The organism is Pseudomonas sp. MWU12-3103b, from assembly GCF_023100615.1.
Taxonomy (GTDB): Bacteria; Pseudomonadota; Gammaproteobacteria; order Pseudomonadales; family Pseudomonadaceae; genus Aquipseudomonas; species Aquipseudomonas putida_A.
The window spans coordinates 108,652-121,020 of the sequence record NZ_JALMEY010000008.1; the positions used below are offsets into that span (position 1 = coordinate 108,652).

Consider the following 12,369-nt stretch of genomic DNA (forward strand, 5'->3'; position numbering starts at 1 on the left):
TTGCCTCACGATCGTCGTGTGGGACAGCAAGAATAATTGACCTTAACTAGCTAAAATCTTCCTTAGTAAACGGCCGAGTACATGTCCCGAATGGCAAAATCGTCCTTTCCAGCAGTTTCATGTATTTCGCTCTGCTTAACGGCTCGGTAACAGCTAAGCAACGAGGTGCCCATTGCTGCCTTCAAATAGGCGTCGTTCTCCAATTCCTTCAATGAATCACCGAGGGAACCAGGCAGTGCTTTCAGGCCGAACCGTGAGTGCTCATCCTTAGGAATCAGGCAAGGATTAACCGCGACCAATTCGGGCATAACCAACGAGCGTTGAATACCATCGATACCTGCGGCGAGCAGTGCTCCTAACACGAGATAAGGAGACGATAAGGCGTCGGCGGCGCGGAATTCGATGTTTGCTTGCTTTGCTGCAGCGTCAGCATTCACATTGCTAACAGGCGCAATTCGTAGAGAAGCTTCGCGATTCTGTTGGCCAATACAGGCATACGCAGCACTCCAGCTATTTGGGCGAAGTCGCTGATAAGAAACGACTCCAGGTGCCGTCAGTGCAGTCAGTGCCGCCATATGCTCAAGCATGCCTGTCGTGAACTGACTAGCCACCTCGGAAAGTTGACCAGGTCGAGTCGGATCGTATGTCAGTGGTTCGCCAGCGGTGCTCCAAAGAGAAACATGCACATGGACGCCATTCGTACCAGAGTTTCCAGTCACCATTGGCGAGAAAGACACCTTGCGGCCATTTTGTCGGCAAATCTCCCTAACTACCTCTCGAACATTGATTGCACGATCAGCGGCTTGAAGCGCTTCGACTGGACTACAGGTAACCTCGAATTGGCGTTGAGCGTACTCAGGTAAGCACATTTCGGGGTCTACGCCGGCTTGCCGCAGCGCATCGACAATTTCACTGCAAAGAGACTCCTCTGTACGAGAGGCTTCGAGAGAAAACGGCGGAGCGGGATTCGCAATGTCTGTGAGCATGAACTCATGCTCGAACGCGGCGATCACCTTGATTCCCATTGAAGCAAGCGTATCGATTTGACGTTTCAGGAAACTACGTGGGCAGGCGTCCCAAGGAGAACCATCAAGATTCAAAAAATCGCAATGGTAATAGTGCAATGGTGTAACTGCAGTTCCATTGTCGACAAAAACCTTAGTGGCGGGGTCAGGCATCATTAGGATATCGCCCTGAGCGCCCCATTCATTTTCAACGATGGATCCGAACATATTGATGCCGAGATTTGCAGGTGTCCAGCACACTCCCTTGCGCAGATAACCTTCCAATCTTTGCTGCGGGAACCCTCGCCCGCGAGTAATGCCGGAGTAGTCCTGACTGACAAAATGTGCAAGTCCAGGGGTATTTGTGCCTTGTTTCATTGCGATTTCCTCCGAGGTGCAGGTGAGCATGACCATGTCCATCCACGTTTCCCTCGTCAAAATATTGAGAATTATTCTTGTTTGTCCCGGCAGTGAAGCATTGCATTAGCGTCTGTTATTTTTGTTCCACCTTTTATCAAAGCTCTTTTTTCTGTAACGATTGAAACATTAGCATCCAAAGTTTCAATCGGCAACACGTTTTGTAACGTTCGTTACACCCACTTGTCGGATCACGATCCGTACCGAATTCGATAGCGCACTAACAAAAATGCTCTGCCGCAAGGCTTGCGCTGGCTCATTCCATAACAGCGTGAAGGTTTAATTTAAATTTAGCTTTTTTATGCATGAATACGGCGTAATCGTTAATAAAACGCCGACTTCAATTAGATTGAATTTTTAAACTGCCAGATGCTTGATAGCTGTACAAAATTAGAACCGCAATTGCTTGCCTCCCTCCGCCATTACTTGACAGTAGCTTATGAAAATAAAAATCAGCATTGCTAGAAAGATCCTGGGCACAGCGGCACTCATCATTGCAGCCGCGTTCACTTTGTTCTCCTTTTACAACGATAGTCAGCAGAGAGCGTCAATCAAAAAAGATCTAGATAATTACATACAGGAAATGGGGGCTAGCACCGCCAGCGGAATACAAGACTGGCTATCTGGAAAAATTCTTCGTATAGAAGCTCTTGCCGAGGATCTTGCAGAGTCTCCAGAACAATCATCGATAAGCGAGAAGCTTAAACGAGGAACTCTTCAATCAAACTTTTTATTTACCTACGTAGGTGAGCGGAATGGGAATTTTGTTCAGGAACCTTGGGAGGAAATGCCTTCAGGATACGACCCTAGAAACCGCCCATGGTACGTCAGCGCTACTCAGGCAGGCCAAACCATCCTAACGGAGCCCTACCTTGACAGCAATATAGGAAAACTTGTAATAACAATCGCGACTCCTTTGCTGCAAAAAAATGGTCAGCAATGGGGAGTTGTCGGCGGTGATCTCCAATTAGATACCATCGTTAAAAAAATCAACACTCTAAATTTTGACAACAAAGGCTTCGCTTTTCTGACAGATGAGAACGGAAAGATTCTAGTTCACCCAGATAACAATTTAGTTGGAAAAACACTTTCCGATATTTTTTCTGACAACTCGCTCACTACAAAATCCAAAGCATCTGAAGTACAACAAAACGGAAAACAACAAATAATTAGTTTCACACCAATCTCTGGAATTCCATCGGTCAAATGGTACATCGGCATTTCCATAGATAAAGAGAAGGCATACGCGGCCCTTCAGAGCTTTCGCGAAACGGCACTCATCGTCACGCTTATAGCAATTATCACAGTTATAATTGGACTAGGACTGCTGATTAGCACTCTGATGCGACCAGTGCGAGCGATGAGTATTGCAATGCAAGAGATTGCCGAGGGTGAAGGTAACTTGACCCAACGCCTGGAGGCTCAAGGGAACGATGAATTCGGCGAGCTTGCAAGATCATTCAATCGTTTTGTTGACCGTATTCATGTGTCTATACGTAAGGTTTCTTCTGCTACGGATCACCTCAATATTGTTGCCCGTCAGGTCACCTATGCATCCAATGCATCAATTAGCAATTCAGATGACCAGGCGTACCGGACTAACAGTGTCGCTACTGCGATTACCGAGCTCGGGGCGGCGGCCCTCGAAATATCGCGTAATGCTGCATTCACCTCAGAGAACTTGAGCAACGCTCGAAACCTAGCGGGAGTGAGCAAAGATGTAGTCGGACAAACAATTAATGCAATTGATAATCTATCGATTCGCATTGGTGCTGCACATGATGAGATACACAACCTCAATCATCAGAGCATCAACATCGGTCAAATTTTAGACGTTATCACAGGAATATCTCAACAAACGAATCTACTAGCTCTGAATGCAGCGATTGAAGCTGCAAGAGCTGGTGAAGCCGGACGTGGCTTTGCAGTGGTCGCAGATGAGGTTAGGAACCTAGCATATAGAACCCAAGAATCAGCTCAGCAGGTTCAAACACTCATTGAAGAGCTGCAAAGAGGCGCAACACAGGCCGCCCAGTTGATGAGAGACAGTCAAGCCGAAAGCGGACAAACGGTTACCATCGCTAACAAAGCTGGCGTGCAACTCACAAATGTCGCTGTCAAGATGGATGAAATTGATGGCATGAGTCATTCCGTTGCCGCTGCTACCGAAGAGCAATCTGCTGTGGTTGACTCTATACATTTAGACATCACGCAGATTAATTCACTTAATCAGCAGGGTGTGAAAAATTCGCAGCTGACGCTAGCCGCGTGTATGGAGCTAGAAAAACAAGCGTCGATTCTTACGCAGCTCGTTGCTGGCTTTAGAATCTGATCTAGCAAATCTTAAGGAGGCGAATCCTTATTGGAAACGCCTCACTCATCAAACTAGAACATCAGCAACTACAACCAATGTATCTCCACACTGAACTAAGCCAGGGAAGTGTCGCGCGACTAACAATCCAGAGCGTTTCGCGCGATACTCAACCGGAGTGGCACCTGTACGGTGAATATTGTGGATCCGCGCCAACAGATCTCCGCGAGAAACCTTTTCTCCAAGATCCCGACACATTTCCAGAAGTCCGCTGTCTTCACAAGTCACGAAACAATCGCCGTCTGGCATATCGAGTAAAGCCGATTCGTTGAGTTGAACTTCACCGCGTAGGATGCCTGAATGAATCAACAGGTTCCGAATACCATGATCAGCAATGGCGACCGTACGCGCACTGCTTGATCCTCCTCCGCCTAATTCCGTTGCTACAAATACCTTTCCCATTTCTTCGGCTGCAGTGTCGAACATACCCACAGCATCAAGTTCAAGCATCCGCATGGCGTAAGGAGCGCCAAACGCCAGCATCGCAGCTTCAGCCTTCGACTGAGCGGCTTTGTCGCAGAGCACATGACAGGCTGCAAACGGAACAAAATCCAAAGTTTTCCCACCAGAGTGAATATCCAGGACTATATCTGCCATCGGAAGCAACGTGCGCTGAAAATAGTCCGCTATCTTCTCTGTAACTGTACCGTCGGGACGCCCCGGAAAACTGCGGTTAAGGTTGCCTGCATCAATAGGTGAAACTCGCGTGCCGGCGTGAAAAGCAGGAGTATTCATAAACGGTACGATAATCACGCGTCCCTGGATATCACAGGCCATCAATGTCAGTGCCAATTTGCTCAGGGCTATCGGCCCCTCATATTCGTCGCCATGGTTTCCACCTGTAAGCAATGCAGTTGGCCCCGTTCCATTTTTCACTACGGTGATGGGAATCATCACAGCTCCCCAAGCGGAGTCGTCGCGTGAGTAAGGCAGCTTTAAATATCCATGTTGGACACCGTCGCGCCCGAAATCGACAGTCGATATTATTGGGTTTTTACGAGTTGCATCTGTCATCTTAAACCCTTGAACTGTATTGAATTTAAACTTTATAACCTGAGAACACTAGCAACCGCATCACTCACGAGTCACAGGCCAGCCGGATAATGACTCACGTATTGAAACAATTTAAAAGCTTTGGAAACCTAACGGCCCCCAAGCCAATATTTAAATCATTGGGGCTGGAGAACTTATTCGAAACCACATAAATAACGCAGCATTACTGCAAAATAAAATAAAATAAGCAGAAAACCATAGCCGCTTAGTCTTAGTCTCATCGCACAGGCTCAAAATGATCCTGTTGACTCAAGGGCAAGGCAACAGTACTCCGAAAGAGAGCGCAAAAAAATTCAAACTCATCGTCAAATACTGCCTTCAACAACTAATATAAGTGGGAGTTTTACAGATGAAAAAAAATTCACTATTCCTCATAACCGTATCGCTGATGGGTTCGCTTTTGGTTGCACCTACTCAAGCGAAGACACTTGAGGACATCCAGGCTTCTGGGAAAATCGTCATAGGTACCGATGGTACATTTCCGCCTTTTCAATACTTTGACAAGGGACAATTAAGTGGTTTCGAAATTGATATCGGTAATGAAGTTGCCAAACGTCTAGGAGTAACTCCGGAATGGAAGCCAATGTCGTTTGACTCTTTATTAGCCGGACTAAACCAGGATCGCTGGGACATTGTTATTGCTTCATTCACTGTTACACCCGAGCGAGCAAAATCCGTTCATTTTACATCTCCTCTTTATTGCACAGGGGGAGTCATAGTAAGTAAAAAGCCCAATATTAAAACTATCTCTGATCTAGATGGAAAAACCGTTGCTGTACAGACAGGATCAATATTTTTCCAAAAAGCAAGTGACATTCCAGGAATCAAGCAAATTCGAAACTTTGCCTCTGATAGTGATGCACGTAACGCAATGGTCTCAGGTCGAGCAGATGCATGGCTGTCCGATAAATTTGTCGCAAAACTTGCAATCGCATCCCAGCCAGATCAAGGAATGAAAATTGGTGATTTTGTGACGAAAGCGACGGTGGCCTCCGCAACAAAGAATGGCAACAATGAATTATCATCTGCTTATGATAAGATCCTAGCGGATATTCAATCAGATGGAACCTACGAAAAAATTTCAAAAAAATGGTTCGATGAAGACATTCGTTGTATGTAACTAATCTCCACATAAAAATCTACCTCAAGGCGCCACTTTAGTTATTACGAACCTTGCGGTAGATTTATTGCAATACTCAAACATACTTGAGACCTGTCCTTAAGCAGGCAAACCTTCCCAGTTCAGCCCTCCAACAGCAAACAACTTTTATCTTGACGCAGAACCGAAATACGGCGCTTGGAATTTTGCAATACCGCCGCCCTCACCAAAAAACGAAAACGCGGCAATTGTAAAAACAATTGCCGCCCATTGATCCAGAGTAGATCAGTTTAGCTGTAGGCTTCCTCACCAACACTGCGATTGGCAGCATTGATATGCCTATATTTCAAAAAATATACCAGTGCTAACCACGCGAACCATATAGGCATCAGTGATAACGCCATCAAAGTATCTGGCTCTAAAGCTAACAAAACAATCATACAGACGAAAAAAACAAGACAAAAAATGCAAAGTGGAATGCCGCATGGCATTTTGAATTTAGACGATGCATGAAGCTCTGGTCTTTTTTTACGATAGACGATATATGCAATTAAAATTAATGACCAGATAAAAATAAGAAGCACGGACGCGATGGTGCTTACTATTGTGTAGACCGTCATCACACTTGGTATGAATATTAACAACATCGCACCTAGCGCGATGCAAAAGCATGAAAATATCAAACTCCCACCTGGAACCTTCCTTCGAGTAATAGATCCGAACACTGAAGGAGCTTGTTTAACAGTTGCTAAGCCAAATAGCGTTCTACTGGTACAGAAAATACCGCTATTCGCAGCGGATATAGCTGACGTCGTCACTACAAGATTTATCATACCTGCCGCCATCGGCAATCCTGAAATCAAGAATAATTGCACAAAAGGGCTTTTATCAGCAGAAATCGCATGCCACGACGAAACACTGATAATGCAAATTAGCGACAAGACATAAAACACCATAACCCTAATGGGAACGGCGTTTATAGCTCGTGGCAACGTTTTATGCGGGTCTTTAGCTTCTGCCGCCGTTGCACCAATCATTTCAATGCCGGCAAAAGAAAATATTGCTATCTGAAATCCTGCAAAAAAACCACTAAAACCATAGGGCAATACGGCGTCTTTTTCAACTAAATGAGATAGTGAGGCTGTAACACCGCTTGGAGATACAAAAGATACTGCAATCAGCACCCCTCCCACTGCAATCAAACTTACGACCGCGATTACTTTCACTAGAGAAAACCAAAACTCTAACTCACCGAACATTCTAACAGTCAAAAAATTTAAAAATATTAAAGCCGTAAGAATGGTCAATGCCGCGACCCAGGCATCTAGATCAGGGTACCAGTATTGAATATAACCTCCGATTACCACGCTGTCAGCGACTGCCGCAACCACCCAGGTAAGCCAATATGACCAACCTATAAAAAAACCAGCCCACGGGCCAATATAATCTGTACAAAAATCAGCAAAATTCTTGTACTTTAGATCAGAAAGCAATAACTCACCCATTGCTCTCATCACAAAATACAGGACAACCCCTATCAACATATAGGTAAAAACAATTGAAGTACCTGAAACACTGATAGTCTTCCCTGCACCCATAAACAATCCTGAGCCAATTGCTCCGCCCAATGCGATGAATTGTATATGTCGATTAGAAAGCTCTCGGCTCAATCCAGCTGGTCGCGATACGTCGTCATTACGACGTTCCTCAACTTTCTTTGCATCAATCATACTTACACCTAAAACCATTTTAATTTTATAAGACTTGTACGAAAACGGCGAAATCAACATGCAACTCAAATAAGCGCAAACACAAAAAAAAAGGCCGGTGAGGTTCCGGCCAAGAGTGTAAAACGCATGATTCATTCAAGAAATCAGCGAATTGCGCCTTCAGCAGCCAATTCTTTGATTACCTTCTGTACCGCTTGGTGAGCAAGATCAATAATTTGATCTACTTCTTTTTCGGTAGTAACGAGAGGTGGAGCGAAACCCAGGATCTCGCCATGAGGCATAGCGCGTGCAATCAGATTCAGATCGCGAGCGGCCTTAGAAACTCGTGCACCAACTTTCAATGCTGGATCAAAGCGTTTCTTGGTAGCCGGATCCGCGACAAACTCCAGGGCCGCCATCAAGCCAACGCCACGAACCTCACCAACGATTGGCAAGCCTCCAAAAACCTCCTTGAGATTATTCTGGAAGTACGCACCCACACGAGCGGCGTTTCCAGGGATGTCTTCCTGCTCAACAATGTCGAGCACGGCATTCGCCGCGGCGACGCCAATTGGATGGCCAGAATAGGTGTAACCATGAGAGAACGCGCCGACACGATCGGCTCCCTCTTCCATCACCTTGTAAACCTTCTCGCCAACGATAGCTGCGGACAGAGGTGCGTAGGCCGAGGTCAAGCCTTTAGCCACCGTAATAAGATCTGGTTCGATGCCATACTTATCGCAACCAAACATCGCTCCGGTACGACCAAAACCGGTGATCACTTCGTCAGCGATCAGAAGAATGTCGTACTTTTTCAGGACTGGCTGAATAGCAGCCCAGTAGCCTGCAGGAGGAGGAGTAATGCCGCCGGTGCCCAGCACTGGCTCTGCAATGAAAGCGCCAATGGTATCTGGATCTTCACTCAGGATCAGTTCTTCCAGCTCTTGAGCACGGCGAGCGGAGAACTGCTCTTCAGTCTCACCCGCTTCAGCACCCCAATAGTGATGCGGCACACCGGTACGCAAAATGCCGGTGACTGGCAAGTCCATGAAGTCGTGATAGAAGCTCATACCGGTCATTGAGCCCGATACAACCGAGCAACCGTGGTATCCACGATCACGGGTGATGATCTTCTTCTTTCTTGGAAGCCCGCGCAGGTTGTTGTAGTACCAGACCAGCTTCGCTTGGGTTTCGTTTGCGTCCGAACCTGAGAGGCCGTAAAACACCTTACTCATTTTGCCTGGTGCCATACGCACTAAGCGATCCGAGAGTCGCGCCAGCTCGTCTGTGGTGTGAGCTGCATAGCTATGGTAGTAGGCGAGCTTGTGCGCCTGGCGAGAAATAGCATCCGCCACCTCGGTACGACCATAACCAACGTTCATGCAGTACAGGCCGGCAAACCCGTCAATGTATTCACGGCCTGTGGCGTCGGTGATACGAATGCCTTTACCAGTTTCAATGATAGTAGGGTCGCCGAGCTTACCGCTCGCGAAATCCTTCAGGTTTGTGAACGGGTGCAGGACGGAATTACGATCCTGGGCCGAGATCAAATCTTGTTCTTGCTTATTCATTTTTATTTCCTCAATTCTCACAAGCTGCCAAAGCAGACGTATTTCAGTTCCATGTATTCGGCTATGCCATGCTTGGAACCTTCTCGACCAAGACCGGATTGTTTCCAGCCACCAAACGGGATTGGTGCGCCTGTAAACTTAGGCGTATTAAACGCAACCATTCCGTACTCCAACCGATCCGACATACGCAGCGAGCGACGCAGATCATTGGTGTATACATAGGCAGCTAGGCCGAACTCGGTGTTGTTGGCGCGACGTAGCACTTCTTCTTCCGTATCAAAAGGAAGAATTGCTGCGACCGGGCCGAATGTTTCTTCAAAGGCGATATCCATCTCGTCGGAGACATCCGCCAGTACGGTCGGAGTAACGAAATTACCGTTTATTTCCGCGCTACCAACCACAATGCGCGCACCCAATGAGACCGCATTTTCAATATGATCACGGCACTTGGTCGCTACTGAGAGGCGAGTCATAGGGCCTATATCGACACCTTTTTCGAACCCGTGTCCCACCTTCAATTTGGCTGTTGCAGTAGCGAAGGCCTCAATGAATTTTTCATAATGGCCGCGCTGAACGTAAATCCGATTGGCACCCAGGCAATCCTGACCCGAGGTTGCGAACTTGGCGCCGATGCAGCCAGTAACCGCCTCTTCAATCGAAGCGTCATCAAATACGATGAAAGGCGCGTGACCACCCAGCTCTAGCGACACTTTTTTCACCGTGTCACCGGACTGCTTTAGCAAAAGCTTTCCTACTTGAGTCGAACCGGTGAAGCTGAAAGCGCGGATTTCTGGACGCTTCAGCAAGCGCGCAGATTGGTCGATAGCGTCGCCAGTCAAAACTTGGAATACCCCAGGAGGAATACCAGCCTCCTCCGCGAGCTTGGCCAGCGCGAGCGCTGACAGAGGGGTCTCAGGTGCAGGCTTTACAATCATTGTGCATCCAGCAGCGAGAGCTGCACCTGCCTTACGAGTAATCATCGCGCTTGGAAAATTCCAAGGGGTAATCGCAGCCGTAACGCCAATAGGTTGCAACTTTGTTAGTAGCTGACTACCTGCTAGGTGACTTGGGATTGTCTCGCCATAGCAGCGCTCACCTTCAGCCGCAAACCACTCAAGGAAGTTCGCACCATAAGAGATTTCTCCTAGGGACTCTGCGAGAGGCTTGCCTTGTTCGGCAGTCATGATTACGGCCAAATCCTGAGCATGCTCGCGAGTCAACGCTGCCCATTTGCGGAGAATTACGCCCCGCTGAACTGGTAGCAGATCGCGCCATGCAGGGAATGCGGCACTGGCCGCTTCAATGGCGCGATCAACCCAAATGACATCACAATGGGCGACCTCTGCGATCTTTTCGTCAGTGGCCGGATCTGTAACAGCCAGGCGATTATCGGCATCAATCCACTCTCCATTGATGTAGGCGCGTGTTTCCAGGAGTTCTGGGCGGGCGAGGTGATTCAGTGCAGTTTTGGAAAGGTTTTTCATGGCGACCACTTAGCGTGTTTTTTGTTGGCACCAGTTTATTGACCCTACGTCGCTGCAATACGTCTATAAAGCGGCCGATAACACATGATTACTGCGTTTTTTTTCCACGCCTGCATATTTTCTGCATCAACACACTCTGTGACTCCGCAAAGCGAAAATGACAAACCCGTTCAGCAGCGGAAATTGCCGGGCTGACTTCTGGAAGGAGTGACAAAGGTAATGGGTTATCGCTGGGAAGCCTGGTCAGCTTCTGATCGGCGGAGGTGTCATATGTCGCTCGATTTTCAACGCCGACCGGATTTTACGTGGCGTAATCTAAGACTGTTGAAGCGAATTGAGGATGAAAAGGCGAAACGCTTACTACTTAGGAGATCATCTTATTGCCGATGGTTCTAGGGATGTTCGAGGTGGCCTCCCAAAACCGTATCGTTTTGTCGATATGCTGCCTCCTGAACATGAAGATCACTGTCGCAACAATATGTAACCCTACAGCGGCGATGACCAATGAGATAAACCCGGTTTTGGGGTATAGGTCACTGGCTACTGCAGTTCCAAACATGAAGCCTACGTAAGTGATTGCGCTGTTAAGCCCAAGTACCATTCCGCGCCTGTCTGGTCGCACTTGAGACAAGAGGAGAACCATACTTCCGAGACAAAGATGTTCAACGATACCCCACGTTACAACCACGAAAAATAATGCAACGAAGTTATGCATCGCAGGTAACAGCAAAGCAAAAAGCAATGCGTTGGCGATAAGCGCCATGGACAGCAATTTTTTTGGCCCTAAACGACCTATGATCTTCCCTGCGACAGTCGTTATCGCGAAGCCAAATCCATAAGCGAGAACAAGTAGTCCGGATTCGCCCGTCGGGATATGTAAGGTGGATTGTGCCTCCTGCATCAAAAATGCATAAACCGCATAAAACGCGGTCGAGAAGACAAAGCTGATACTTAGCATTGGAACAACACCAGGGTATCGCAAGGCGACGGCGGCCCCCTTTGGTTGATCATATGACACTGCATTATCCAGATCTCTGGGCAAGTAGTAGATTCTGGGTAATACCATCACTAGTCCGACTGCCGACATAAGGTAAGCGAATCGCCAACTGGAATTTTCAGCAATATAAGCACCAATAGGAACAACGACTACCATAGACAGCGACCATCCTATCAACAAACGTCCCAGTGCTTGGGAGGCTTGCTGTGGACTCGTGATTTTCGTCGCAAGCGCGTAGGCGCTTGGCAATACGAGCCCTGCTCCAAAACCTACGAGAACCTGCGCAGCGCCCAACATAATTAGGTGCGTCGCCATTGAACTGGCGAGCAAGGCGACCAGTAGCACCGATAGTCCTATGAGCAGTGATCGTCTTGCACCAATCCGATCAATCAATGGCGCCAGGACGAGAGCAGATAGCGAAGTGCCTCCACCGTAGGCAGCCATTACTTTGGCGACAGACTCTACAGAAGCGTTTAGTGCATGGGAGACCTTTCCCAGTATCGGGCTGAGTAATAGCCCATTCGATCCGACAACTGCCACCGCTGCCATCAAAGTCAAGACCACGACGGTTACCGCCTTGGCCGCACTCTGATCCATAATAAACATCCGCAATATTGTTGGAGTAAAGCCTCCGTATAATACAGGGCAAAACGGAACGCCAGTC

General features: G+C 47.6%; 8 protein-coding genes. 2 read left to right on the plus strand and 6 right to left on the minus strand.

Annotated features, from left to right (window positions below; genetic code table 11):
- Positions 1–62 precede the first annotated feature (62 nt).
- Positions 63–1,424 (minus strand): glutamine synthetase family protein, encoded by a 1,362-nt coding sequence (locus M0808_RS14335; protein ID WP_247841591.1) that lies wholly within the window; start codon positions 1,422–1,424, stop codon positions 63–65.
- Positions 1,425–1,860: 436 nt separating this feature from the next.
- Here M0808_RS14335 and M0808_RS14340 point away from each other — a divergent pair, with 436 nt between their 5' ends.
- Positions 1,861–3,753, plus strand: a complete 1,893-nt coding sequence (locus tag M0808_RS14340; protein ID WP_247841593.1) for a methyl-accepting chemotaxis protein — start codon at positions 1,861–1,863, stop codon at positions 3,751–3,753.
- 48 nt (positions 3,754–3,801) lie between these two features.
- On the opposite strand, the gene doeB is transcribed toward M0808_RS14340, so the two are convergent.
- The gene (gene doeB / locus M0808_RS14345) at positions 3,802–4,806 is read right to left on the minus strand and encodes a N(2)-acetyl-L-2,4-diaminobutanoate deacetylase DoeB (RefSeq protein ID WP_247841595.1); all 1,005 of its coding nucleotides are present in this window, start codon (positions 4,804–4,806) and stop codon (positions 3,802–3,804) included.
- A gap of 388 nt (positions 4,807–5,194) precedes the next feature.
- Between doeB and M0808_RS14350 the strand changes: the two genes are divergently transcribed.
- Positions 5,195–5,965 carry an ABC transporter substrate-binding protein gene (locus M0808_RS14350; protein WP_247841597.1) on the plus strand — a complete coding sequence of 257 codons (771 nt, stop codon included), beginning with the start codon at positions 5,195–5,197 and terminating at the stop codon, positions 5,963–5,965.
- A gap of 269 nt (positions 5,966–6,234) precedes the next feature.
- Here the strand turns inward: M0808_RS14350 and M0808_RS14355 are convergent, their stop codons facing one another.
- The 4 genes from M0808_RS14355 to M0808_RS14370 form a co-directional block, all read right to left on the minus strand.
- Positions 6,235–7,674 (minus strand): amino acid permease, encoded by a 1,440-nt coding sequence (locus tag M0808_RS14355; protein ID WP_247841598.1) that lies wholly within the window; start codon positions 7,672–7,674, stop codon positions 6,235–6,237.
- A gap of 143 nt (positions 7,675–7,817) precedes the next feature.
- Entirely contained in the window at positions 7,818–9,224 is a 1,407-nt protein-coding gene (locus tag M0808_RS14360) for an aspartate aminotransferase family protein (RefSeq protein WP_247841600.1), read from the minus strand.
- Positions 9,225–9,241: 17 nt separating this feature from the next.
- Positions 9,242–10,708 carry an NAD-dependent succinate-semialdehyde dehydrogenase gene (locus M0808_RS14365; protein WP_247841602.1) on the minus strand — a complete coding sequence of 489 codons (1,467 nt, stop codon included), beginning with the start codon at positions 10,706–10,708 and terminating at the stop codon, positions 9,242–9,244.
- 364 nt (positions 10,709–11,072) lie between these two features.
- Positions 11,073–12,302, minus strand: coding sequence for an MFS transporter (locus tag M0808_RS14370; RefSeq protein ID WP_247841604.1), 1,230 nt, complete (start codon positions 12,300–12,302; stop codon positions 11,073–11,075).
- Positions 12,303–12,369: the final 67 nt, after the last annotated feature.

Bases quoted from the DNA above. Each gene is read 5' to 3' on its own strand.
- M0808_RS14355 (WP_247841598.1), bottom strand. From the start codon at position 7,674: ATGATTGATGCAAAGAAAGTTGAGGAACGTCGTAATGACGACGTATCG.
- M0808_RS14365 (WP_247841602.1), bottom strand. From the start codon at position 10,708: ATGAAAAACCTTTCCAAAACTGCACTGAATCACCTCGCCCGCCCAGAA.
- M0808_RS14350 (WP_247841597.1), top strand. From the start codon at position 5,195: ATGAAAAAAAATTCACTATTCCTCATAACCGTATCGCTGATGGGTTCG.
- M0808_RS14360 (WP_247841600.1), bottom strand. From the start codon at position 9,224: ATGAATAAGCAAGAACAAGATTTGATCTCGGCCCAGGATCGTAATTCC.
- M0808_RS14335 (WP_247841591.1), bottom strand. From the start codon at position 1,424: ATGGACATGGTCATGCTCACCTGCACCTCGGAGGAAATCGCAATGAAA.
- M0808_RS14370 (WP_247841604.1), bottom strand. From the start codon at position 12,302: ATGGATCAGAGTGCGGCCAAGGCGGTAACCGTCGTGGTCTTGACTTTG.
- doeB (WP_247841595.1), bottom strand. From the start codon at position 4,806: ATGACAGATGCAACTCGTAAAAACCCAATAATATCGACTGTCGATTTC.
- M0808_RS14340 (WP_247841593.1), top strand. From the start codon at position 1,861: ATGAAAATAAAAATCAGCATTGCTAGAAAGATCCTGGGCACAGCGGCA.